The organism is Calothrix sp. PCC 6303 (genome assembly GCF_000317435.1).
Classification (GTDB): Bacteria; Cyanobacteriota; Cyanobacteriia; order Cyanobacteriales; family Nostocaceae; genus PCC-6303.
The window spans coordinates 2,307,519-2,332,381 of record NC_019751.1 but is presented as its reverse complement, the minus strand read 5'-3'; the positions used below and the strand labels follow the sequence as shown (position 1 = coordinate 2,332,381).

Sequence of the window (24,863 nt, the reverse complement as noted above, 5' to 3'; positions counted from 1 at the left end):
CCACAAGATGGTTTAACTTAGTAATTTATCCGTAAAATGCTGTTTGAGGAAGAGTGCGATCGCTTATTCGTCTAAATCACCTTTTTAGCATCACATATACAACTATTATCATTATCAAAATTCATAACTATAAAAATTAGGCTGTTGTTTTCTCCCAACTAGTTTCCATCTGTGAATTCCAAGATTGAGCATACAACCCATCCAAAGCCAGTAACTCCTCATGATTACCAGACTCAACGATTTTCCCACTACGCATAACATGAATAATATCAGCCCGCATCGCTAACGTGAAACGATGAGTAATCACAATCGCCGTTCTCCCATTAGCTAAAGCCCTAAATCTATCTAACCAATCATTTTCAGCCCAAGGATCCATCGCACTAGTTGGTTCATCTAGAATAATAACCTGAGCGCGACGAAAGAAAGCCCTAGCTAATGCTAAACGTTGCCATTGTCCACCACTTAAATCATGCCCATCTGGGAATAATTTACCCAGCATTGAATTATAACCAAGACTTAAACGAGTTATCTTATCGTGAATCCCCGAAGATTTTGCAGCTACTTCAATATCCTTTTGATTCGACACAGCATTAATATCACCCAAAGCAATATTTTCACCAGCCGTAGTGTAATAGGGAATATAAGATTGAAACAAAACAGTAATTAACTTCCGAAAAGCTTTCACTGAAAACTGACGGATATCAATTCCATCTAATTCAATACTTCCAGAATCCGGATCGTAGAAGCGACATAGTAACTTGATAAGTGTACTTTTTCCAGCCCCATTATCACCAACAATCGCCACTATTTTTCCAGATGGTAATGTTAAGCTAAAATCCTCTAACACAGATTCTTCATTACCAGGATAACGGAAAGTCACCTGACAAAACTTGATTCCTTGCTGAACTTTTGACGGTACAGCAAGAGGTTGAAGTGGATCTACAATTTTTGGTTCTATTTGTAAAAACTCAAATAAATTACCAATAAATAAACTGTTGCGATATATCTGTCCTAAACTACTCATTAGTTCTTTAACAATACCCTGCCCCTGATTGAATGCTTGGAAAAATAACGCCAAATCACCCAAAGTAAGAATACCTAATAATACTTGTCTTCCCATCCAACCTAGGGCTACACCAGTCATTGATAAAGCAAAGATTGCTGCGATAATGCGACCAATAGTTTGTAGCTTTAATAATTTAAATTGTTCTTTTCGTAATCGTTTGCGTAGATTATGATAAGAATTTTGAAAGTAATCAGCAAAATCAAATAATCGTAATTCTGCCGCTGTTGCACTATTGGTAAGTAGATAGTCATAATACATCAACCAGCGACGATCAGTGGTAGTTTTTTGAGACCACTTATATTGAACCTTGCTTAAATACAACAATACATAAAAAGCAGGGAAAGAACTAATGATTAAAATAGTCGGCAACCAAAGACCATAGGGAAGCAAAATAGCAGCCATCACTATTAATGTGACAGTATTTTGCACTAAATTTCCCATATTTTCCAACAAACCTAGCGACCGTCCAGTTGCCCCTTCCCTGGCTCGGTTCAGCTTATCATTATATTCTGAATGTTCGTAAAACCCATAATCCACAGCCAGAGATTTTTCATGAATCAACTTCGTAATTTTGTCGCTGACTAATTCCGATTGTGCCGTGCGAATCCATTCACCCGACGTGTTAAAAAATTCCCCCACCAGCATCACACCCGCCATCAATCCTATGGGTATAATCAGCTTTTGAACTGTATCGCTAGAAACACCATTTCCACTGACTGAAACTAAATTATCTACTACTTCTCGAATTAGTGTGATTGATATAGCTGGTAATATACCTTGCACTAACAGCATCACCATCCAGGCTATAGTCCAAAATCCAGATGCAGCAAAAACTAACTGAAAAGTTTTGACTAAATGAGAGATTATATTCTTGACACTATCAATTTTACTTTTCAAAATACCAAAACCTTATACACTCATAACTTAACAATTCAATAACTTTTAGGAAGATACATAATTATTAATTCCCACAACATCATTCTCAATCATCTTCACTAATTCAGGCAAATCTTCTAAACAAGGTTTGCGAGTAAAGCGACGAAAACTAACTTGCTGAATAAGCTCTGTAGAAAGTTTGAAATGTTCAGCTACAAATTTTTGATGCGTCACCAAACTAGTAGCGCGAGAATGGCGTAATATCTCAACAAAAGCCTCTTGAACTGCAACTGAACTAATTTTGTGTTCTTCACCCTTATCTAAAATATAAATTCGGTGTAAAGGAAGAGGAGTTTCTTGGAAACCATGAGAAAATTTATAAGATAATTTGGGCGCATTTTTAAAAATAGGTGAAAAGTTTTCTACATTATGTCCCAAAGAAGTTGCAGCCTCACGCCAAATTTTAAATTGTGGATAAGCTGGAAATACCAAAGGTTCTCCCAAACCAACTTTAATTGGCATCACATCATCAGTCAAAACATCATAACCATGAGTGTGAAATGCCGTCGCTAAAGTAGACTTACCCCAGCCTGGACCCCCTATAAATGCGATAGCTTTACCTCTTATATTCACAGCACTAGCATGAAGAACCAAAAATCCTCTTTGCCGTAACAATACACACAATACTGGTCCTAAAATCATTGCCCGAAGAAGACCTTCATCTACTCCTGGGAAAGGGTCGATAATAATTTCAGATCCGTTTTTAATACAAAAATCAGCTATTTCTGGCATTTTTCCGACAAAAAAATTGCCGCGATCGTCTTCCATAACAGATGCATTATCAACATGATCAAATCGCACAATTACATCAGGTTCGCCTTCACTTTCTATTAGTTCTGGCATCTGTAGTTCAGAAACGATCCGTAAATTATAGGCTTGATATATTTTCATATGCTATTTTTTTAGGCAATAAAGATGAATTTGATCCAAGTTGCATCTCATTTATAGTATTTTTTCATTGCGACGTAAGGTAGACGCGTAGCATAGCATGTCGTCTTACGACATAGTGGCTTGTCGCAGACTAGCAATATCCTCAACTTTTGGGAAGTTAGTAGTAAGCACTTAAGTGCTTACTACTGAACACAGCGTCAGAAGAAAGAAAAAACTTTCTGACTGTGGAGAGACACAAATTGTTGTATCCCTATTAGATTTTCTCAGACTTTAGACTGACTACATGATGTGTCTATCGCCTAGCTGATTTCTCCAAGACAAAATCAACCTGGAGATGTTGATAAATCTCCCTCGATATACACTTTTGATGGAAATACCAAAATTTGTGTACTAAATTGGTTGAGAACCATTCGGACATTGCTTGGTCGGCAATTGTCCTATACACCCGTCTATAGAGCCAGTATTAAATCCATTGGTGAATTCATTAGGAAGCTGATTCGCTTGGATTGAAGTACCTGCCGCAGGAAAGAAAAGAAAATCGTTCCTGGTTTTACTGTTACCAAACATTTGGGTAATCGCTTCAACACTGCCGTGAACTGTTAATACAGGTGCATTGTAATTCTTTTTCATGACTGAATCTCCTTATTTTGAGTCGATAATTGAGGTTTAGTTTGTTCTTTGGTAGTGCCCTTGGAAGTTGGACTTACGGTGTAGTTTGGTGTTGAGAAAAATTGCATCATCCAAATCCACAACCTGCCAAGATTTAAGATTAACTGCACTCAATAGTGATTGCTGAGTTGCCAGATCAAGGTGAATTCCTGTTAAAATTTAAAATCTTATGGTGTTACCCTTTTATATTCCATCCATGAAGTAAGGATAACTGCTTGCCAAACTGCAAAAATATCTTCATTACTGGCTTGCTTTTCTGATGACACTATCCGCTGATAAGCTGCTTGTAAAAAATTAACATTGACATACTTTTCTAAACATTGAATTTTATTAGACATCACATCATCTAAAATCTGCCTGTTACGATTGAGTAACCCATCATCAAAATTTGTACTCATATCAGTTTTACCTCCCCGCCACTGCACTTGTTCTGGTAATATTCCCTGTAAGGCTCGACGCATTACCATGCGTCCATATCCGTTGAATAATTTCTGTTCAGATGGTAAAGCAATGCAAAATTCAATCAATCGCTTATCCATAAATGGATGACGAGCTTCTAATGAAAACATAGCTGCATATTGATCCATTTGTTCTAAGGTGTAAGACATAATACCTTGGCTAAAACTATGCCAATGTTCTTCCCTAAGCGTCAATGGTTGTTCTTTAGGAATATCCATCATTTGGATACGTTCATGTAAATGAATTTTCTCAGCAAAGCTACGGCGAATAATAGATACTTCTGAACTACTATTTTGAATATTTTGATTCTGTTTAGGACGACCTTTTATAAGTTTTTTGATAAACTGTTTTAATTCTGATATAAGAGGTTTAAATCCGTAATAAATAATCAACTTCTTCCGTGAAGTACCAAAGTTTTCATGGATTTGTTGCACAGCTTTTAAAAACTTAAACCATTGAAAATGTAGTGCCTGTTTTCGGAAATTGAGTAACCCATAACCTCGAAATAAATCCTGTATTGGAATATCACAGTTGTGTGAAACAGCTTTGATTTCGTGGAAAAAAGTTTTCCATTTCCCTTGATGTGCAAGTTCGGTAAGTCTAGTCATCCCATGACTAACTGTTGTATCACCATCAAAGCCATCAAGGGAGATTCGCATTCCCAATTTTTGTGACTCGCAATTTACCAACCAAGGATAGAAATGACTTGGACCTAATAAACCTTCATCTTCATACTTAAAAATCATTTCTAAATTCGACAGCGGACCAAATTTGTCTCCATAGACATAATGAGGAGTTAGTCCACCTTGTTCAACTACAAGGTTAATGTATTCACGTTCATCACATTCTTTGATGTCATCATAAATAGTAGAGATAGTATGTAATGGAGTTTTGTTTTCTTGACTAAGTATATCCCGTGCGACGCAGGTTACTGCCGAAGAATCTAAGCCACCACTCAAATGAGTGATAATAGGAAAAGCGCTACGTAATCGACAGCGTACTGCTTCGGTAAAAATTTTCCTAAATTCTTCAGCATAAGCTTCATTAGAAGGTAATTTAATTTCTGGTTTAGGTTCAAGTAACCAGTAACACCGAGACTGCAATCCCGACTGGTTAATTATTATGGTATGTGCAGGTGGCAATCGCAGAATCTCTACATATGATGTGATAACCTGATCTTCCATCATTAATGATAGATAGTCACCCATCCTCACCTCATTGAGATGCCGAGGTATCTGCTTTAATTCAAACAGTGCCTTAATTTCGGAAGCAAATGCAAATATTTTGCCTGGTTTGTAATAGTAGTAGAAAGGTTTAACTCCAAAGTGATCTCTAGCACAAAACAAAGATTGTTTGCGTTTATCCCAAATTACAAAAGCAAAATCTCCTAAAAGATTCTCAGGACAAGACTCGCCCCACTTTTCATAAGCTGCTAATATCAGTTGACTATCTGAGATGTTTTCCGGTGGACAGTTATTCAACTGCAACTTACTAATGATCTCATCACGGTTATCTATGCGTGCATCGGCAGTAATTACCAAATCCCCTGTTTGGTTACTTCCTGGGAGCTTTTCACTCAATGATTCCGGTGTTGTCAACAACATCCTATGTGCCAAACCAACATTCCCATCAACCCAGATATCTGCACCATCTGGTCCCCGATGGACAAGGATATCCACCATCTTTTGTAAATGCTTTTGGTTTACAGGACGACTATCTAAATAGTGTATTCCCATAATGCCGCTCATATTTTTACTCCTTCCATTAGTGGCATAAAACGGGAAAACTCATTCTTGAGTACTCATCTTTTCTAAATCTTGTCACAACAAAAAATCACTTAATTTCACCTCCCATAAATACTTCAGGCAAAGATTTGATGTAGAACATCTCTCTATCGAGAAGCCGGGTAATATTTACTGATTGTCAAAAAAAATACTCTTGCAAGAGATAAGTAATATATTTAATAATTTTGCACGAAAATAAAAATCAACCACTGGATGAATGATTTTATTAGGTATACAGAGGAAAAACATGCTGTTACTTTACCCTGATATGAAGTGTTTTTCCAACTATTGACCTTAAATTTTCTTTTTACACTTAAAACAAAAGTGTAGTGCAAAATACTTAATTTACGTAGATGTTTGCGTACAACTTAATATAGCTATACAACACTTAGATTCTACACCGTAAGTAGATAAAGTTTATGAAAAAAATATAATTTGTCCGAGTATAGTTAATTTTTGGTAAAGTTATACTAAGTTGGGTTCTGTCGCAGTGGTTTCAGGATGATGAGTAGGGGCGTTTGCCTTTGTTATGGGCGCAGCCTTAGCTAGTCCTTGGGGCTTAGTCGGATTACTTATATTTAATAATTTTGCGTAACGACTTAGCGAGTAATTGTTGATTTGATCGGTTTGCGGAATCCCTGCGCTGAGTTGAGCAATTTTAATCGCAACTGGTGAGGGAAATTTTGAGAGGTAAAAAATAGGGAAAACTCATTCGTAAGTTCGAGGTTCTGGAAATTACTCTAAGTAGCCATCATAAACTGACGTACACCAGGACGGATGAAAATAAAAGGTGAATCTCTGACTGCCTGACAGAACTCTAAAAAAGCTAGTAAAATCAAGGATTTTAGTAAAAAAGGTCGAGAGACATGAGATGGTAAAGTTACTAGACTTCTACCAAAAAATACCATGTCAAACTCAACCCAACTTTATAGTCAGGTATTAGGATACTTACGTCAATACAGTACCTACCGTGATTTGCGTCATTTAAAAACTCTTGCTTGGATGATTAATGGGCTGATATGTAGTGTTTAATTTTGTCGAGTTACTTAGTACAGATCGGCGCAAATGAGGCTACCATTATAACTTGATAAAAATCCCTATTTATATCTTTTGGTAGATTTACAAAAGATCATGATTAATAAAATTATATTTTCTCTTTTTACTAAGTTAAGTGAAAAGACAAAACTATTGCAGTTATGTCTGCAAAACTATCTATAAAACGTTGATACTTATAATATAATGCTTCCTATAGAATAAGCCCTAAGTCTATCTATTTAAACATTTTAAGCAAAATTTTATATCCAAAAGTTTTAGATAAATACAGAGACATAAAATTCTTGGTTGTGTCTATAAATAGTAATTAAAAAGCTTGATTTTTGAGTTTTATTCATCAACAATGTAATCAAGAGTTAAACACAAAGGTTTAATTCCTACAAACAATTCCTGAAATCATTTCTGTTTAAGGAGAAAAACGATGGCTTCTATCAAAATTTCTGAACTTCGTCCCTCTGGTTCCGAACTGTTTCAAGATTCTGAAAGTTTCTTAAATGAGTTAAATACTCAAGAAATGGAAATTGTTGGAGGAAGAGCTTACTTTTTCTCTAAAGCTGGTGGCTTTGGTTCAATTGCCGTTAGCATCAGTGCATTATCTGCTAATGGTAATACCGTTAATGCCAATACTTTGGGTAATGCTAATACAGTAATATTGTAGTTCCCAAAAGTGATTGATACTTTTTTTTAAAATGAATGATAGTGAAGTGAGAAATATTAAATATTATTCACTTCACTTATCTATTCTATCTGTATTATTCACTTAATTATCAAATATTTACTATTTCGATTTTTAGCTTTATTCACCTACACTGAGTAAGCTAAATTTGTAGCGTAAATGTGGATTTAATCCATCCGAATAGACAAACTGAAAAGAGGAATCGAAATGTCTAATATCAAAATAGCTGAATTAGTACCTGTTGGTTCAGATTTATTTACAGATTCTGAAAGTTTTCTCAATGAGTTAACGAGTGATCAAATAATGGATACAAATGGAGGAGGTTATTTAGCCTCCCTTGTTAATAGCTTTATAAGTATCAATAGTCAGATTAACAGTCTTTTTAGTGCTAATAGCAACTCAATTAATGCCAACACGGTAGGTAATGTTAATACGAGAGTACGCTAGCACAATTTTCTTAGTACACCTTGAAAGTAGTTAAAGAGCTTATATGATCAGCTATATTATTTTTACCCTCTGTTATTCTACAGTTTCAGGGTAATAGCTTTTCAACTCATCTCTACTGGACTGGTGCTCTAGCAACGCATAAATATTTTATTTTTAGACATAACTCAAGGAATTATGTCTAAAAATCTATTTCCAGTTATTTGCTTATTGTGCGTATAATTAGAACGGAAGATCGGAAAATCAAAAAAGTTAGATTTAATTAGATTTGGTTAGATTTAAATGAATCAAGCTGATGCCGAAAAACATATTGATAAATACCATGTTTGTATTTACTCATATTGACATAGTTTTACCATGTTAAAAGGAGATAATAGTGGCAATGCTAAAACTTTACGATTTATTAGTTCCTGGTTTTGATCTACTACAGGATTCTGAAACATTTCTCACTGATCTTACAGATAATGAGCTAAATTCTATACAAGCAGGTTTTTTAGAAACCTTATTTTTCGATTGTGGGCAATTAGTAATTTTGGGCGATGAAAATTTAATAAATGCTAATATTAATGGTCAAACTGTCAACGCTTTGACGCAGAATAACGTTAATACATCTATCTAGTTGTGACATACATATCTATAAGCCATATAAACCTCGTTTATCTTGAGAACTGTAGTTTTTGATAAAGATCTTGAGTGGGTGTTGAAAGGGCTGCCCTTTAGACTTATGCTGGTAGTCTGCGTAGCTTTCCATAGGAGTGAAGCCACTACTTTTCTCCTGAGGGAGATGCTTCCCTAACATGTCTAGGCAATGACGCATTTGAATCGTAAAAAAAAACTGCGAGTTTCATCATGGACAAGGTTTAACATCATTTTGTAGCAATAAAGAGAAAGTTATAGCCTATGCTACTAAACGGTCTTGTTTTATCATCCTTGTGGGTAGGCTACAACTATAACAAAAGCTTGCACTGTTCATTACCTGAAGATTAGTTGTTATAAAACAATACCAGTCATTCTTTCGGTGTTGAAAATAAAAGATTAATTTTTGCAAAAAGATCAAAATTATCGTGACTTGATTAATTATTTTTCGCTTGCCTGAAATGTAAATCATATCAAATTTATTAAATATGGCATTTTCTTTGAGTTACCATAACATTTTTGATTATCTAGTTAAACAAGGTTTTTGTACGTCACAAGAGCGGGATAAGTGCAAAGTTGAATTAAAATATGCCAAGAATTTTAACTTATTAATTAGCTTTTCAAATAATCATCAACTCTTAGTCAAACAAGAGCCTCTTAATCAAGAAGGAAAAGCGGTAGGTGAATTTTCTAGAGAATGGCTAATTCAGAAGTTTGTCCAAAGATTTCCTGAATTAAATCAGATGCGTTATTGGATATCAGAGGGGGTTCACTATAATCCAGATGATTGCATTATTATTTTTAACTATCTGGACAATTACTGTGATGTGATGGCTTTTTATGGAAAGGAAAACATTTTTGCTCCAGAGATAGCCTCGACAATCGGTAAGATTTTAGGTAATATCCATAATTTGACTTTTAATCATTTAGATTATCAAAATTTTCTCACCCAGGATCAGGAGAGTGAATATTCTCAAAAACGACCCCGCTTAGTTGAAAGCCTGGGACGAGTTACCCCAGAAATCTTTGGTTCAGTTCCTGCTGAGGGTCTGAAGTTTTTTGCTCTGTATCAACGATATGATAGTTTAGGTCAAGCTATCGCTGAACTGGGAAATTCTTTAAAGTCCAGTTGTTTAACGCACAATGACTTGAAATTAAATAATGTTCTTTTGGCTGATGATTGGCAACAAGGCGTTGGCAATAGCACAATTAGATTTATTGATTGGGAAAGGTGTAGTTGGGGAGATCCGGCTTTTGATTTAGGTACACTCATCGGCAGCTATCTACATTTGTGGTTGAGTAGTATGATTACCAGTAAATCGATGAGTATCGATGAATCTTTACGGATGGCGACGACTCCTTTAGAAGTCATACAACCTTCAATTATTGCGTTAGCGATCGCATATCTCCATCAGTTCCCACAAATCCTACAATATCGTCCTGACTTTTTACCGCGAGTTGTCCAATTCGCTGGTTGGAATTTGATTATCGCTATTCAATCAAACCTGCAATATCAAAAATCTTTTGGTAATACAGGTATCTGTATGCTGCAAGTCGCTAAATCTTTGTTATGTCGTCCAGAAGCGTCAATTTCCACAATTTTTGGTATGCAAGCATCGGAACTTACATCAAGTTTATCTCCCTTTAGTTAAAGGCAAGAACTATGCAACTACTAGATTCGCTGCCAATACAGCTAGCAACTATTCCAGAACCTTTACATAATTCATTAACAGATATCGTTAATAAAATTCAGATAGAATCCAGATTTTGTATTAGCCATCCTGACTATAAACCTATAGAGGTAAAAGCAGAGACACTTCCGCGCTTTCAGCAGTTATCGTTGGATGTACAAAATAAGTATTTAAACGCGCAATTATCTCATTTTCTCTACGGGATTTATTACAACGGTTCCCTGCAAAGTGTTTTAGCACTTGATGGAGAGACAAAAGATTTGGCGGTTAACCAAAATTTAGAAAATAATACCTTTTTAGGTGTTGATTTGGCTTTTTACGATCGCTTACATCAAAGTAACCAAGGTAAGGGCTATTTTAGCCAGGATTGGCAGATAGTCAAAGAGGAATCTGATGGTACTTTGGCTGTATGCAAAGGTGGTCTGACGTTGCATATTGACCCTAAAATCCATTTACAAACGCAAGTATTACCAATAATTGCAGATTTGGTAGCAATTAAATTACCAAAAAACCTCGTGCAAAATGGCTTTTATATGGCTGTTGGTGATGCAGGTTCCTACCATGGGCAACAGATTGTCCGGGTATACTTTAACCTGACTCCAGATGGTGCTGTGGCAGTCATGGAAAGCTTGACAAGAGAACTTAATGCTGCCCTCATTGAATTCAATTTTAAAGCCCTTTACAATCCTTCAGACTACAATCGCTATGATTCGGCAGTGCTGTATTTTGGCAAGCACAACTATGAAATGGTTCACCAAATCCTCGAAAGGTTGTATAAAAAGCATCGAAATTATTTTCAGCATCAAGTGCCATTATTTACTAAGATGATTGCACCAGGACTTGCGATCGCAGAAGAGCCAGATCAGAAATTTGCCGAAAAGGAAAGCTTTGGAATGAATCGCTGTCAAATTGTTGCTGATGCTTTATTTGATGCTTGGCAGCAAGGAAATAATTCTCCAGATGCGCGAATGGTGTCTATTGTGCAAAAATTTGCTTCTTTAAAAATTGGGTTGCAGCACCCCTATCTGAATGCAAATTCTGAGGATATTTACGGAGTAATTAAGTTATGAAAATTACGAATATTGCCCCTATTCAACAGCCACCAATAATTACCCCAGCAGAAGAACTTGCCCTAGCAAATAGTCGATTTCCCAATTCAGATTTACCTTTTTACCGCAAACTCGGACGAACCAATTTAACAGTTAGTTGTTTGGGGTTAGGCGGTGGTGGTCACATTTCGAGCGATGATACTCTGTATGCTTTTGATCAAGGAATTAACTACTTTTTCTACTCCAGCGATTTACATCAATACCTCTACAGTTCAATGCGTCCAGCATTGCGTCAATTGTGTGGACGTGGTTCTTTATTACGTGAGCAGGTGGTGCTTGCAACTGTCACTTACATGATTAGAACTCCAGATACAGTTTTTACTTATTTATTTGACCAATTTATTGATTTGGGCATTGATTATATTGATGTTTTCTTTTGGGGCTGGATTGACGAGCATAATGCTAGTTCATTCGAGAAATGTATTGGTGCTTCTGATGATATTCGGGGAGCAAATAGCATTTGTCAGCGACAAATTGAAAGGATGTTTGGTGTGTCGGAAAAACTAAAAAAAATGGGTGCTGTACGTTATATTGGAGCATCTTTTCACGACCATGATTTAGCTCGACAATGGATGGACAGTCCTTTATTAGATGTGGTGATGGTGCGGCATAATGTAGCCCATCGTACGGCACAAAGGAAGGTTTTTCCGTACTTAGATGCTAACGATCCAAAGCGTCCTGGTATAGTCACCTTTAAATCTGCGGGGATGTCGAATGCACTGTGGGAACCTCCTCCAAGTTTACCATCTGGTTGCTGGCAACCTACAGTCCCAGATTTATATAGGTATTCATTAAGTCAAAATTCAGTAGATGTAGCCTTAGCAGGTTGGCAAAATAGTAAACATGTAGATGCGGCAATTCAAGCTGTGCAAAAGGGCAAACTTAGTCAGGAAGAAATTGATTATCTTAATCTTTATGGGGATTTGCATCGTAGTAAGGTGAATATTCATGAAGTTTCCCCAGAACGGTTTTTGGTGGGGAATTATTGAATAAATCAAATAAATAAAGACGTTCCACAAACAAATAAAGACGTTCCACCGGAACGTCTCTACGGTATCAATTAAATTAATCTAAATTATGACAGAACAATTAAAACAAACTCTTCCACAAACGGCTTTGTCTGAGGAAATTGTACAAATTTACCCCGCAACCGATGCAGAAATCTTGGCATATCTGCGCCATTCTGCTAAATTCGCTGAAATAGCTCATGCTGCGGAAAGGGAAGCATTAATCTTGGCAAGTTGCGATCGCATGGGGATTAAAGTGTCTGATGATGAATGGCAAGCTGCTGGAGATGCCTTTCGAATGGAACGCAAACTTTGGGGAAATCCGGAAACTATAGCTTGGTTGGATCAGCAGCGCATTGATGTGGAAGAATGGTCTGCGGGAGTTAAAATTGAGCTATTGGAAAATAAGCTCAAAGAACACCTTTTCGGTGCTCTTGTTGATGCTTCCTACATTAGCGATCGCAATAACTACCGAAGGGTAGCACTATCGCAAATTTTGGTTCCAGAACTGCCAACTGCTCAAAAAATTGTGCAAATGCTACGGGAAGAAAATGTATCTTTTGCGGCTTTGGCTTTGGAATACTCTAAGGGTAAGCAGTCTCAAAAAAATGCTGGCTTTGTGGGTATTCGTTATTTAGTGGAACTACTGCCGGAAGTTACTGAAGCTATCGAAAATATTAAAGAAGGCGAAATTATTGATCCAGTTCAAACTAAATTGGGGTATCACATTCTCAGAGTTGAAAAGTGGTTTCCTACAGAATTAAATCAAGCTGTAAGAGAGCAAATTATGGATTCTTTATTCGAGTCTTGGCTACAAAAACTGGAGAACGGGGAAGTATCTTGATAAGTAATAACTAATGAGTAATAAGTACGTTTTGTAACGGGGATTTTACCCCGATGGTTCCTGAGCGTACTTGTACTGAGCGCTATTCTACTTCGCTTAGAAGTTATAGCCGAAGTAGTTGAAGTAACAAGCTGTCTGTAGAGACAGGGGAATTAAACCCCCAGACTTTGTTAATCAAAGATCATTAATTGGTTATCTGATTTTACAAAATCAGAACATGCTGCAGGGGCGAACTGTTGTTCGCCCCGATTAATTTACTAAATAATTTAATTTGTTGTCACAACCTGAGGTGATTTCATCTGATTAGTTCCTTGATGGGAATTACCATTCAAATCTGCCTGCATTACAATTTCGAACTGCTCTATTTGTTGCTTTAACCAACTTGCAAATAAATCACCCAAAATCTGAATACGTAGTTGTTCATTTAACTCAGGTTTGATAATTTCCTCCACCCAAATTAAATGCGCTCCTTTTTGCGTGATTATTGGTTTGATAACTTGGGGTGGATTAGCAGCAAATACCGCAGCAGCTATTTCTGGTCGAAAATCTTCTCGGTGTTTAATCCCCTGATACCCTCCAGCACGACGAATTTCTGGATTTTGAATGTATTGACGAGCAATTTCTGAAAAAGTGATTTCCCCTTCTTGCAGAGAGTAAAATAATTCCAGTGCCAAATCTTCATCATCCAAAATAATTTCATAGGTGACAACTCCGGCATATTGGAGTTGATTTTGATAAAAAGTTGGCTCGACTTGATCAGCAAACAAGTGGTCTGCCAACTTCGTCGAGAGGAGATTTGTTTGAGCCAATTCTTCAAATTCATCAAGGGAAAGATGGTGTTTTTCCAACCATTGCCAAGTGTCTTCAGCTTTGAGGAGTTTGTTTGATAATCTTAAGGAATCTGCTGCTTCTTGAATCTCATTCGCTTCTAGTTTAATACCTGCTTTTACAGCCTCATTAAGGAGGATTTTTCTGGTTGCGATCGCATCTAAGACTCCTGGCATTTGGCAAGACAATTTGATGTAATACAAAATGTCTTTCTCTGATACGGTTAAAATATTTTCCATAATCTTGAACCTCAGATTATTTTGCTATTTTTTGTTGCTATATTTCTTCATGACTAATGAGTAAAATGCGACTATTATATATCGCTATCTGCGCTTTTCTCAGCACCAAAAAAGTGGCATTTCACCCTCCTAAATAATATTATAAAATCCTGATAAATAATGAAGTGTTATTAAAATTTCATGAATGAATTCAATAAAATATTCTTATTGATTTTCTTTTAAAAGATATAAAATTGTATGATTTAGATGATTGATTTCAAAAATCTGACGTATCATATTTTCGATTTAGATTAGTATGTAATACCAATTTAGTATGAAGACGCATAGAAAGAACCCCACCCTATAGACGCGTAGCGGCTTCTCTTTGAGTAACCTCCCCGAATTATGTGTAGCTTTACATTAGATTAGTATAAGTCCTCATCTATTACCATAAAAATTTCTATCTAACTAAATACCCCTGACCTGTTTCAATAAATCTGGGATATCCATTTTTAATTAATTAAATTTTAATTATTTGAATTTAAACTATTTGAATTTGTGATTACAAATCCAAACCACCTTTTTGCAACTTCTTAAAGGGGTCTAACATAAAATCAATAATTCGACGCTGACGAATGATTACTTCCGCTGTTGCTGTTTGACCTGCTGTTAGTTCTATGAGTTTATTTTCTGTTTTAATATAAGGGCGTTCTAAGGTAACTTCCAAATCATAAAACTCTGTTTTTACTTGATTATTTTCTTGAATTTTTGAGTCTGGAGAAATCCAATCTACATGTCCTTTCAATACTCCATAATCCTGAAAAGGATAGGCATCAAACTTAATTTTCACAGGCATTCCCTTCCTCAAAAAGCCACTTTGTTCGCTTGACATTTGGGCTTTGAGGATAAAAGCTGTATTTTTAGGGGCAATTTGTGCTATCGTCTCACCTGCTTCGACTACCGAACCGGGTTTTGTCACAGGCAATGTAAAAATTGTCCCATCAACAGGCGATCGCAATATTCTTTGTCCGAGTTGGATCTCCACAGATGTAACCTGACTACTGCTTTGGGCAATTTGCGATCGCATTGCTGTAATTTGGCTTTGTAAGTCTCGTAATTGTTCTTGACTTTTGAGTAATGTTAATTTCCCGGTTTTTTGTAAGCTTTGATAGCTACTTTGTTCTTCTTGAAGTCTAAGATTTGCTTGCTTGATATCCGACTCTAGCTGATTAATTGTTGTTTGATACCGACTAGTTTCTTGTACTAAATTTAATTCAGCTTGTTTGATATCAGATTGAGCTTTTTCGTAAAGCCTTTTACTCTCTTCCTCTTCTTTTTTGAGATTATCAACTTGAGTCGTTGAAACTGCACCACTATCAATAAGTTTACTAAACCTTTCTACTTGTTTAGTATCTATATTTAAGCGTTTTTGAACAGATTTTTCATCATTTTGAGCGCTAATAATTTGCTGTTGTGCTTGATTGACTAACGATTTTTTTTCTAATTTTTGTAAGTTATAAGTACTTTGTTTCGCATCCAAAACTTGCTTTGCTTGATTCAGTTGAGCCGTCTTTTCTCGCTGTTGAGATTGGTTTTGTTGTTCTTGCACCCGAATCGAAAGGAGTAATTGATTTTCCAGTAAATCCAATTGTGCTAATCGATTTTTTTCACCTTCTAATTTGGTTTGTACTTCCTTTAATTGGGTTTTAAGAACATCAGATTCTAATTCTAGTAAAATTTGACCTGCTCTGACGGTTTCACCTTCTTTTACCCTAACTGCTATGACGCTCCCACTGACGGAACTATCTAATTTTTGGGTTGCTCCTTTGGGTTCTATTCTTCCTCTAGCATTACCAGTTTCATCTACTTTTGAAAGCATTGACCAAGGTAATGCAGTCACTGTAAAACCGATTAATAGATATAGTAAAGAGCGTGTCCAGCGTCGAGGCAAAGCATCTAGTAATTCTTCGGTTCCATAAAACCAATCATTACTATGATTTATCATTTCTTGAGGATGAGGGTAACTAATTTTTTTTAATTCTTCTTGATTCTGCTCGGTGAATTCTCTAGAAGAATTCCAAGATGTATTTGGCATAGTTTTGGCTCATTTTAATTATGAAAGAGATATGATATATCACGTCCCTATATTGTTAATTTTGTGATTAATATTTTCAAAGGATAAAATTAAGAATCAACAGTTAATTGTTGCTGATTCAGATAAAAATAATGACCTTTTTTAGTGATTAATTGCTCGTGATTACCACTTTCCACTAAAATACCCTGGTCTAAGACTAAAATTACATCGGCATTCCGCACAGTGGAAAGACGGTGAGCAATAATCACACTGGTACGTCCTTTGAGGATTGTTTTCAGGTTCTTTTGAATGATGCGCTCAGATTCCGAGTCGAGGTGACTGGTAGCTTCATCTAAAAGCAATAGACGGGGATTACCTAACAAAGCGCGTGCGATCGCAAGTCTCTGTCTTTGTCCACCAGACAACAAACCTCCCCCTTCACCAATTTGGGTTTCATAACCCATTGGTAATCGTTTAATAAATTCATCTGCACCTGCTGAATCTGCTGCTTCTATGATTTCTGCTTGACTAGCTTCTGGATGGGCAATACTGATGTTTTCCCGAATCGTACCCCCAAACAAAAAGGAATCTTGGTCTACAACACCGATTTGGGAACGTAGCGATCGCAAGGAAAGACTAGTGATATCTTGACCGTCAATCAGTATCTTGCCATCTGTCGGCAGATATAAACCTAAAATCAATTTGGATAGGGTTGTTTTTCCCGAACCACTTCTCCCCACGATTGCCACTGTTTGCTCTGGTTGAATTTCAAAGCTGAGGTTTTCTAATACATTGATATCGCTTTCGGGATGGTAGCGAAATGTGACGTTATCAAAGCGAATATTTCCTTTCAAGGTTCCCAAATGCTGACGGGGTTGATTCTGTAAGTCTTCCTCTGGTTCCGCTTCCAATACATCATTAATCCGTTCTACAGAGACAATTACTTCTTGGAGTTGATTCCACAACACAATCAACCTCTGGAAAGGCATAATAATGTTACTCAACAGCATGTTAAAAGCGACTAATTGCCCGATGGTTAACTGGTTTTGAATCACTAACGATGCTCCATACCAAAGTAACCCTGTCGTCACCAAGGTTTCGATCACCGCACTAAAAATTTGCAGTTGATTGCTAATAACTTCAGCTTTAAACATTTTTTTGACTAAGTTATTCAGCAATTCTTCCCAATGCCAACGTACTGTCTGTTCGATTGCCATTGAACGAATGGAACTAACTCCAGTGAGACTTTGAATTAGATAGCTGTTTTCACTGGCAACTGCACTAAATACCTCCTTGGAAATGCGACGTAAAAAGGGTGTGGCAACCACTGCAAGTAAAAAATATGGTGGCACGATTGCTAAACTCAATAGTGCCATTTGCCAACTGTACCAAAACATCAAACCGACATAGATAAATACCGTCAGTAAATCCAAACCAATTGATAAAGCTTCCCCCGTGAGAAAACGTTGAATTTTTTGGTTCTCTTGAACACGGGATATAATATCTCCCACATAACGAGATTCAAAGAAAGATAAAGGTAAGCGCAGAGTATGTTTAATAAAACCTACCATCAAAGCAACTCCCACCCGGTTTGCTGTATGGTCGAGTAAGTATTGCCGTAACCCATTGATGACAACACGAAATAGACCAAAAATCAGCAAACCAAAACCCACAGCATTCAAAGTCAAAGTGCTACCCTGAACAATTACCCGATCCAAAAGTAACTGAGTAAATAAGGGTGTCACCAATCCAAATATTTGAATCAATACCGAAGCCGCAAAGACCTCTATTAATACGCCGAAATGGGGTTTAATTAATTCAAAAAACTGCCAAAATGGAGTACTTGTTTCTTCAGCTTCTTGAAGTTGACTTGTAGGTTGGAGTAATAATGCGTACCCATTCCAACCAGCTTTAAATTCAGAAATACTGAGATTACGCTGACCGATGGCAGGATCGCCCACAATTACTCGCTTTTTGCTAACCTCGTAAACAACGATATAATGCTTCCCTTCCCAATGCGCGATCGCAGGTAACGGTTGTTGTGCCAATTTATCCAGACTGGCTTTAACTGGACGAGTTGTAAAACCAATGGTTTCGGCAGCGAAAGTAACAGCACCGAGGGAAGCACCACTACGACTAACATTAGTTAACTCCCGCAGTCGATTCACACTCAAGCGTTTACCCCAATAACGACCAATCATCACCAAACAAGCTGCTCCACAATCGGAAGCACTTTGCTGTTCAATCAAGGGATAGCGCTTCACCAAGCGTCCCCACCAATGCCCTATTGTTAGGGTTGGACTAGGAAAATAAGCTTGTCTTTTCTTAGAGTTTGGTGTTGCTGAAGAAGGAAAGGGAATGATGTTTTTGTGATTCGCAATAGGCAGGAAATCCTTCTCAAAACCAGATTCTGGAAATGCTGAGGGATTAATCAACCCTCCTAGTTGCTGGGCATTTTTCAACAGGCGATCGCGGATTTTTGAATTATTCCTCATCAAACCCCGTAATACATCTGCCTCAATATAGCCAAGTTTTAAATTTGTCGATGCACGAACCGAGTAAAAAGTAAACCCCAGTTCGGGAAAAAGAGTTTGTTCGCCAAATGATGCTCCGGTTGTCAGGGTAGTAATTAAATTCCCCGTAGATTCGAGCAGTCGAACTTTACCGGAAAGCACAATATAAACACCACCATTAGCATCTGTAGTTTGCCAAAACTGCTTTGCTGGTGGTGGTTGGACAATTTCCAACACTGTTAAGCACTCTTTGAGTTCCCTATTACTAAGAGATTCACCAAAAATAGCAGCAATTTGTTGACTCAATTGTTCTTGTGAAATCACGATTTACCCCTAAGTAGAAAGAGGGAAAAGAAAGAGAAAAGGAACGAAAGAGGGAATTATACCCAATTCCCAATCCCCAAAACTAAATTAAATTCAACGACAAATGCATTCTATTCTCAGTATTTGATTGGAGGTCGCAAATCGTGATACCAGACTTTTGATTTTGATTAGTTATTTTCTCGCTTGCATTTTTGGACTTTGTAGAAAGTCCCATATTTTTAAGCAACCGATTGATATGGCGATCGCTGATTTCAATTCCAAATTCATTTGCCAAATGCTTACTCAACCATTGAGCAGTCCAATTTTGAAAGCTATAACCGTAGTCTCGCGGATTTTTGCTAACCAATTCCTTTAATCTCTGGATATATTGGTCATTAATGGTCTTTGGTCTCCCAAGCGATCGCTCTTGCCATTTGTGGGCTAAACCAGCTTCTGCTCGACTAATCCAGTACCGTGCCATCTCTTGCGAACAACCCAGAGTTTGGCAGATTTGAGTTTGAGATTTGCCTATATCTGCTAACAGCATTATTTCTAATCTGCGTCTATATTCTGGTTGCAAATTTGTTTGTAAATGCTTCAGTAAGGTTTTTCTTTGAAATGGTGTTAAAAACCTGCTAATAGAATGTTCAAGGCTTTGAAAAACTTGTTCAGAGGTTAAAAATTGTGACATAATTATTACCAGTTGCTGTGAATATTCATGCGGATATAACTCCGCAGTTGCTGCTGTTTTTCAGTGCCTGCTAGCTCAGATTCAACAGCAGCAAGATTTGATAGCTGTTTATACAGCTAATTAGTCAAAACATGTGCAACTAACCTTGGAAGTGTCCCCCTCAGAAAAGCAAGTCTAGGGGGTCTTTCCCAGGTTTGTCAAAGTTAGTGTTCTCTAGGATTCAGTCTTAATTAATTTGAATTGACTTGTGTCGAAATGGGATTACAAATTTGAAAAGGCAGCACTGAAAAATTGATGAAATCTGTGTTCTTGCTTCAAAATAACTGCACAGAGGTTCTTTCCACAAGCGATAATAAGTATTTTGGATCGGACATGGTGTTAAATGCATAACAGATGTACCCTGATAGTTATAACTTTTTTTGCGAAATTACATCGAACATGAAAAATAGCGATAAGCAGATCTCTATGTCTCCGGCATATAACTGTTTTTTCCAACTTCAAAAGTAACAGAAATTAATGACACTTTTAGACACAAGACACAGCTTTAATGTAAGATCGAAATTTTAATATCGACTAGAAAATCAGCAACTTTTGTTTGAAGACTTTGATTAGTTCAAAACTAGAGATAGACTTAATTGCCTACCAATTGCCCAAGCTTTCTAATCCTGACTGCTTGTAACATTTTTAACAAAATATCGCTGTTTTGATCCTGTTGTCGAATTAAGAATTTACAATTGGAATGTCAGCCATTGTTTACTAATCGATTAGCTATAGGACTACTATTTGATTTTCGCACCCCTGGAGGCACGGCAATTGATTCATACCGAAGGCTATACATAGCCTACAGTTCAAAAATAAAACCGGATTTCTATGTTTGCTAATCAAATAAGTAACTTAAGCCCAATGCTATTTTGGAGATACTATCAACTATGAAGCAATTAATCTTCACGATGTTGAACTATAGAAATGTCCTCCCACGATAATTTTCCTACTTTTTGTCAAATTTAGTTGGAATAAAATAGTACTTCATCTGAAATTTACAATAGCTTTACACAGTCTTGAAACTTAATTTGATCCCAAGTTGTACATGTGCATCACAAAAGCTTTGCAAATTCTTGCTCCAAATCTGCAACCTGTGTTATTCATTGTAAAACACAGCTTTTACTGGAATATATCAACAGAAATATTGATAGGTGCGGTTGACTAGATTTTTAGCATCTTAAAAATTTGCTAAAGAATAATATGGATTATGTAGCCTAACAACAAAAATACAGTAAAAACAACTGATAAGTATCCACCTTTAGATGCATTTACATTAAAATTACAACTATATTTAAGTGGATTTTGTGCAGGCGTGAAGCTTATTTAGTCAAAAGTGCTGCTCATGCGGGGTTGAGGCTACTAGAGCAATACAAATGATTTGAAATGATCTACTCGCAAAACAGATCACCCGGCAAAAAAATATGTAAATATACAGTATGCAATTTAGACGCGTTTTCCCTACTAACTCTCTGCCATGAATTCTCCCAACAATCAAGTTTATCCCGTAATTTGGCATAACAATGCCGTATCCCTGATTGACCAAACACGTTTACCAAACGAGTATACTTTTGTCGAAATTCACCGTAGTGAAGATATGGCAAGGGCAATCAAAACCATGATTGTTCGAGGTGCCCCTGCTATTGGTATAGCTGCTGCATACGGTATGTATCTTGGTGCAAGGGAAATCGAAACTGATAAACGTGACCAATTTTTACAACAATTAGAAACAGTTGCGACGATGCTACGGTCAACTCGTCCAACGGCTGTGAATTTGTTCTGGGCAATTTCACGAGCTACACAAGTAGCTTACGAAACTCTAGGAACTGTCGAAGATATCAGAAAGGCTCTTTTAGAAACTGCCCAAGCATTGCAATTGGAAGATTTACAAACTTGCCAAGCAATTGGAGATCATGGTTTAAAGGTATTACCAAATAAGCCGGAAAAGTTGACTTTGCTTACACATTGTAACGCAGGTGCTTTAGCAACTGGTGGCTATGGTACAGCTTTAGGTGTGGTGCGTTCAGCATGGCGGGAAGGAAGACTTAATAGACTGTTTGCAGATGAGACACGTCCCCGCTTACAGGGTGCTAAGTTAACTACCTGGGAATGTGTTCAAGAAGGGATTCCTGTAACGTTAATTACTGATAGTATGGCGGCGCACTGCATGAAGCAGGGTTTAATTGATGCTGTTGTTGTGGGTGCTGATAGAATTGCTGCAAACGGCGATGCGGCGAATAAGATTGGTACTTATAGTTTGGCGTTAGTCTCAAAAGCGCATGATGTACCATTTTATGTTGCGGCACCACTTTCGACCATTGACTTTGATTTAGCCGATGGTGGTGGAATACCGATTGAAGAACGAGAAGCTACAGAAATCTGCCATGTTGGGGATACAATTTTGACCCCTACTAGTGGATTGGATTTTTATAATCCAGCTTTTGATGTGACTCCTGCTGAATTGATTACAGCGATTATGACTGAGAATGGGGTGTTTGCACCTGCTGATTTGCTGAAGGCGCGCAAATCGGTGATCAGTTAACAGTTATGGGTAGACTCTTGTTTGCCCTAATTCCTATGCTTTCTTACTAATGAGGGCGAACATTTGTTCGCCCCTATGATATGTCGCATTCTTTTTTCCAATTGGTGTTACTTTTGAAATTGCAGTAACTCTTGAAGTGCTGCTAAAAGCTTAACTTTTACAGAGATAATCTGAGATTGAGAAATCACAAAATACCAAGATACGTTAACAGTAAATAGAGGTGTTTGTACTTTACCAGTTACTTGATAATGTGTTGATTCTATTGTTGATTCTTGTATAGTAACTGAATCAGGAAGTAACTTCATGCCCTTAGCTTCTTTTTGTAGGTAAAGTAAAATAGCATCTCTACCTAATAATACAGAGTCGAAGGGAGGATACATTTTACCTTCATTTGCAAACAAATTGGCGGTTTCCTGAAAATCTTCATCGTTTATGGTTGCGAAGTAATGATTAATTAGTGGGAAATAAACAATTTGATTTTGCAGATATTCCAAAGTTGAACTATTAACAACGCTAGTATTATTTTCCATGGGAAATAAAATTTAATTACACTCAAGTCCTACCTATTATTTTTGTGATGCGAATCATCCGTAGGGTGTAAATGTTGGGTAAAAATCACATTTAATTTCATCTTAGGTATTTTTATCACTTCCGGATGATAGAGTATTTATCTCTTTAGTCTGGTTCTTAGATACTTGATTCTTGTTAGGTTTGAATCACTACAAATCAGACGAATATCATGGCTAACATATCTTCTAACTTCAACACATCAGTTTTAAATTCTTTTCAACAATTAGATGTAGATCAACAATTAGCGCTATTTTGGTTTATTTATACAGAAATGGGAGAGTCTATCACTCCCGCAGCACCCAATGCTAGCACTGTTTCCCCTGCGATCGCTGAAGGCTTGTTTAATCAAGTTAAAGAAATGTCCTACGACGAACAACTGCAAGTTCAACGGGATTTAATTCAACGCAAGAATTCTTTAATTAGCCGTGAGTATGGCGCATTAAGTGACACTACAAAACTTCTTTTTTGGTACCTTTTAGCTCAAGGTATGGATAAAGCAGAAATTATCCCAATGCCTGAAGATTATAAGCTATCTTCCCAAGCTGACGAGGCATTCCAACAAATTAAAGGTCTGGAATTCAATGAACAAATTACTTTATTCCGAGATATTGTAGCACCTATGGGTGTTGACCCGGCTCAGGCTCCGAAAGATGAGTCAACTAGTTTATAGTTGATAGTTCAAAAATAATAGGTTTTTTTGTCACATATTCATCCAAAATTGGTATAGGCTACTATTTCCCGATTTATAACCTTTGCCAAATCATGCAAATTCGTCGTCGTCAACCTAGTCCCATCATTGCTGTATCAATGATCCGTTACCAAGCAGCATTGCCGGATGCAAAGCCAAACAATATCCTAGAGGAGATTGTTTGGCAAAAAGAAACCGAAGTTGAGCAAATGCGGGAAAAAGTTCCATTACAGAAATTGCAAAAGCAAGCACTGGAGGCACCTCCCACTCGTGATTTTTTGGCAGCTTTGCGTCAAGGGAGAACCACACCTGCCTTAATTGCGGAAGTTAAGAAAGCATCTCCCAGTAAAGGTGTAATTCGTGAGGATTTCGATCCTAGCGCGATCGCGTTACAGTACGAACGGGGTGGTGCTAGCTGCTTATCTGTATTAACAGATGAGAAATTTTTTCAAGGTAGCTTTGATAACCTCGCCAAGATACGTGATACTGTAGAGCTACCACTTTTATGTAAAGAATTTATTATACATCCGTATCAAATGTGTTTAGCGCGGGTTCGCGGCGCTGACGCTGTTTTATTGATTGCGGCAATTCTCACTGATCAAGATTTGCAGTACTTCCTAAGAATCGCCAAAAAACTTAGCATGACCGTACTGATTGAAGTTCATACTCTAGAAGAACTAGATCGGGTACTGACTTTAGATGGTGTTTCTTTAATAGGTATAAATAATCGCAATTTGGAAGATTTTACCGTTGATCTACAAACAACATCCCAAATACTAGCAGCAAGAGGTGAGGAATTACAGAAGCGTAATATCTTAGTTGTGAGTGAATCAGGATTATATACCCCTGAAGATTTGGATATAGTTGCCCAAGCTGGAGCATCTGCTGTATTAATAGGGGAATCACTAGTAAAACAACCTGATCCGGAATTAGCTGTCAAAAACCTCTTTGCTAAATCTCGATCTGAAATTAAGTAAGTAGATACTGAAACACTAAATTACCTAACAAAACGTAAATTTACTTAAAAAACTCTGTCTCCTACCTTTTCTCAACGATAAACAACGATAAATATTTATACCCACCCACTTACCACTGAAGTCTGAGCAAAAGCATAGTTAACCATCTGACAATT

The 24,863-nt window shown here is 37.0% G+C and carries 20 protein-coding genes; 11 read left to right on the top strand and 9 right to left on the bottom strand.

From position 1 onward, the window contains the following. Positions 1-136 precede the first annotated feature (136 nt). The 4 genes from CAL6303_RS09515 to CAL6303_RS09500 all read right to left on the bottom strand — a co-directional run bounded on the left by CAL6303_RS09515 (position 137) and on the right by CAL6303_RS09500 (position 5,769). On the bottom strand, positions 137-1,963 hold the full coding sequence (locus CAL6303_RS09515) for an ABC transporter ATP-binding protein (RefSeq protein WP_015197638.1): 1,827 nt from the start codon (positions 1,961-1,963) through the stop codon (positions 137-139). A 45-nt stretch (positions 1,964-2,008) separates the two neighbouring features. Next, a complete protein-coding gene (locus CAL6303_RS09510; protein WP_015197637.1) occupies positions 2,009-2,893 on the bottom strand; it encodes a hypothetical protein in 885 nt (294 codons plus the stop codon). A 390-nt stretch (positions 2,894-3,283) separates the two neighbouring features. Beyond that, positions 3,284-3,523: a lasso peptide gene (locus CAL6303_RS09505; RefSeq protein ID WP_015197636.1), complete on the bottom strand. Its 240-nt coding sequence runs from the start codon at positions 3,521-3,523 to the stop codon at positions 3,284-3,286. Positions 3,524-3,729: 206 nt separating this feature from the next. Next, a complete protein-coding gene (locus CAL6303_RS09500; protein ID WP_015197635.1) occupies positions 3,730-5,769 on the bottom strand; it encodes a lasso peptide isopeptide bond-forming cyclase in 2,040 nt (679 codons plus the stop codon). Between the two features lie 942 nt (positions 5,770-6,711). Here CAL6303_RS09500 and CAL6303_RS31420 point away from each other — a divergent pair. The 8 genes from CAL6303_RS31420 to CAL6303_RS09465 all read left to right on the top strand — a co-directional run bounded on the left by CAL6303_RS31420 (position 6,712) and on the right by CAL6303_RS09465 (position 13,265). After that, positions 6,712-6,837, top strand: coding sequence for a hypothetical protein (locus CAL6303_RS31420; protein ID WP_255348453.1), 126 nt, complete (start codon positions 6,712-6,714; stop codon positions 6,835-6,837). Between the two features lie 442 nt (positions 6,838-7,279). Beyond that, the gene (locus CAL6303_RS09495; protein WP_015197633.1) at positions 7,280-7,516 is read left to right on the top strand and encodes a hypothetical protein; all 237 of its coding nucleotides are present in this window, start codon (positions 7,280-7,282) and stop codon (positions 7,514-7,516) included. 225 nt (positions 7,517-7,741) lie between these two features. Then, positions 7,742-7,981: a hypothetical protein gene (locus CAL6303_RS09490; RefSeq protein WP_015197632.1), complete on the top strand. Its 240-nt coding sequence runs from the start codon at positions 7,742-7,744 to the stop codon at positions 7,979-7,981. Positions 7,982-8,354: 373 nt separating this feature from the next. Beyond that, positions 8,355-8,597 (top strand): hypothetical protein, encoded by a 243-nt coding sequence (locus CAL6303_RS09485; RefSeq protein ID WP_158333137.1) that lies wholly within the window; start codon positions 8,355-8,357, stop codon positions 8,595-8,597. Positions 8,598-9,102: 505 nt separating this feature from the next. Then, positions 9,103-10,266, top strand: coding sequence for a phosphotransferase (locus CAL6303_RS09480; RefSeq protein ID WP_015197630.1), 1,164 nt, complete (start codon positions 9,103-9,105; stop codon positions 10,264-10,266). Positions 10,267-10,277: 11 nt separating this feature from the next. Then, the gene (locus CAL6303_RS09475) at positions 10,278-11,375 is read left to right on the top strand and encodes a T3SS effector HopA1 family protein (RefSeq protein WP_015197629.1); all 1,098 of its coding nucleotides are present in this window, start codon (positions 10,278-10,280) and stop codon (positions 11,373-11,375) included. Then, a complete protein-coding gene (locus tag CAL6303_RS09470) occupies positions 11,372-12,403 on the top strand; it encodes an aldo/keto reductase (RefSeq protein ID WP_015197628.1) in 1,032 nt (343 codons plus the stop codon). Before CAL6303_RS09475 ends, CAL6303_RS09470 begins: the two co-directional genes overlap by 4 nt. 88 nt (positions 12,404-12,491) lie before the next feature. Continuing rightward, the gene (locus tag CAL6303_RS09465; RefSeq protein ID WP_015197627.1) at positions 12,492-13,265 is read left to right on the top strand and encodes a peptidylprolyl isomerase; all 774 of its coding nucleotides are present in this window, start codon (positions 12,492-12,494) and stop codon (positions 13,263-13,265) included. Between the two features lie 266 nt (positions 13,266-13,531). On the opposite strand, the gene CAL6303_RS09460 is transcribed toward CAL6303_RS09465, so the two are convergent. The 4 genes from CAL6303_RS09460 to CAL6303_RS09445 form a co-directional block, all read right to left on the bottom strand. Further along, entirely contained in the window at positions 13,532-14,332 is an 801-nt protein-coding gene (locus CAL6303_RS09460) for a peptidylprolyl isomerase (RefSeq protein WP_015197626.1), read from the bottom strand. Between the two features lie 541 nt (positions 14,333-14,873). Next, positions 14,874-16,406: an HlyD family efflux transporter periplasmic adaptor subunit gene (locus tag CAL6303_RS09455; protein ID WP_015197625.1), complete on the bottom strand. Its 1,533-nt coding sequence runs from the start codon at positions 16,404-16,406 to the stop codon at positions 14,874-14,876. 89 nt (positions 16,407-16,495) lie between these two features. After that, the gene (locus tag CAL6303_RS09450; protein WP_015197624.1) at positions 16,496-19,222 is read right to left on the bottom strand and encodes an ABC transporter transmembrane domain-containing protein; all 2,727 of its coding nucleotides are present in this window, start codon (positions 19,220-19,222) and stop codon (positions 16,496-16,498) included. A gap of 82 nt (positions 19,223-19,304) precedes the next feature. Continuing rightward, positions 19,305-19,892 carry a helix-turn-helix domain-containing protein gene (locus CAL6303_RS09445; protein ID WP_015197623.1) on the bottom strand — a complete coding sequence of 196 codons (588 nt, stop codon included), beginning with the start codon at positions 19,890-19,892 and terminating at the stop codon, positions 19,305-19,307. Positions 19,893-21,408: 1,516 nt separating this feature from the next. Between CAL6303_RS09445 and mtnA the strand changes: the two genes are divergently transcribed. After that, positions 21,409-22,473, top strand: coding sequence for an S-methyl-5-thioribose-1-phosphate isomerase (gene mtnA, locus CAL6303_RS09440; protein ID WP_015197622.1), 1,065 nt, complete (start codon positions 21,409-21,411; stop codon positions 22,471-22,473). Positions 22,474-22,580: 107 nt separating this feature from the next. On the opposite strand, the gene CAL6303_RS09435 is transcribed toward mtnA, so the two are convergent. Beyond that, positions 22,581-23,003 (bottom strand): ketosteroid isomerase family protein, encoded by a 423-nt coding sequence (locus tag CAL6303_RS09435; RefSeq protein WP_015197621.1) that lies wholly within the window; start codon positions 23,001-23,003, stop codon positions 22,581-22,583. A 209-nt stretch (positions 23,004-23,212) separates the two neighbouring features. Here CAL6303_RS09435 and CAL6303_RS09430 point away from each other — a divergent pair, with 209 nt between their 5' ends. Together CAL6303_RS09430 and trpC are read left to right on the top strand one after the other, a co-directional pair. Further along, complete coding sequence (locus CAL6303_RS09430; RefSeq protein ID WP_015197620.1) at positions 23,213-23,713, top strand: orange carotenoid protein N-terminal domain-containing protein; 501 nt, start codon at positions 23,213-23,215, stop codon at positions 23,711-23,713. A 92-nt stretch (positions 23,714-23,805) separates the two neighbouring features. Further along, on the top strand, positions 23,806-24,708 hold the full coding sequence (trpC, locus tag CAL6303_RS09425) for an indole-3-glycerol phosphate synthase TrpC (protein WP_015197619.1): 903 nt from the start codon (positions 23,806-23,808) through the stop codon (positions 24,706-24,708). The last annotated feature ends 155 nt before the right edge of the window (positions 24,709-24,863 follow it).

Coding starts and splice junctions, on each gene's coding strand:
- CAL6303_RS09470 (WP_015197628.1), top strand. CDS start 11,372: ATGAAAATTACGAATATTGCCCCTATTCAACAGCCACCAATAATTACC.
- CAL6303_RS09510 (WP_015197637.1), bottom strand. CDS start 2,893: ATGAAAATATATCAAGCCTATAATTTACGGATCGTTTCTGAACTACAG.
- mtnA (WP_015197622.1), top strand. CDS start 21,409: ATGAATTCTCCCAACAATCAAGTTTATCCCGTAATTTGGCATAACAAT.
- CAL6303_RS09435 (WP_015197621.1), bottom strand. CDS start 23,003: ATGGAAAATAATACTAGCGTTGTTAATAGTTCAACTTTGGAATATCTG.
- CAL6303_RS31420 (WP_255348453.1), top strand. CDS start 6,712: ATGTCAAACTCAACCCAACTTTATAGTCAGGTATTAGGATACTTACGT.
- CAL6303_RS09445 (WP_015197623.1), bottom strand. CDS start 19,892: ATGTCACAATTTTTAACCTCTGAACAAGTTTTTCAAAGCCTTGAACAT.
- trpC (WP_015197619.1), top strand. CDS start 23,806: ATGCAAATTCGTCGTCGTCAACCTAGTCCCATCATTGCTGTATCAATG.
- CAL6303_RS09495 (WP_015197633.1), top strand. CDS start 7,280: ATGGCTTCTATCAAAATTTCTGAACTTCGTCCCTCTGGTTCCGAACTG.
- CAL6303_RS09465 (WP_015197627.1), top strand. CDS start 12,492: ATGACAGAACAATTAAAACAAACTCTTCCACAAACGGCTTTGTCTGAG.
- CAL6303_RS09460 (WP_015197626.1), bottom strand. CDS start 14,332: ATGGAAAATATTTTAACCGTATCAGAGAAAGACATTTTGTATTACATC.
- CAL6303_RS09490 (WP_015197632.1), top strand. CDS start 7,742: ATGTCTAATATCAAAATAGCTGAATTAGTACCTGTTGGTTCAGATTTA.
- CAL6303_RS09475 (WP_015197629.1), top strand. CDS start 10,278: ATGCAACTACTAGATTCGCTGCCAATACAGCTAGCAACTATTCCAGAA.
- CAL6303_RS09430 (WP_015197620.1), top strand. CDS start 23,213: ATGGCTAACATATCTTCTAACTTCAACACATCAGTTTTAAATTCTTTT.
- CAL6303_RS09500 (WP_015197635.1), bottom strand. CDS start 5,769: ATGAGCGGCATTATGGGAATACACTATTTAGATAGTCGTCCTGTAAAC.
- CAL6303_RS09505 (WP_015197636.1), bottom strand. CDS start 3,523: ATGAAAAAGAATTACAATGCACCTGTATTAACAGTTCACGGCAGTGTT.
- CAL6303_RS09480 (WP_015197630.1), top strand. CDS start 9,103: ATGGCATTTTCTTTGAGTTACCATAACATTTTTGATTATCTAGTTAAA.
- CAL6303_RS09455 (WP_015197625.1), bottom strand. CDS start 16,406: ATGCCAAATACATCTTGGAATTCTTCTAGAGAATTCACCGAGCAGAAT.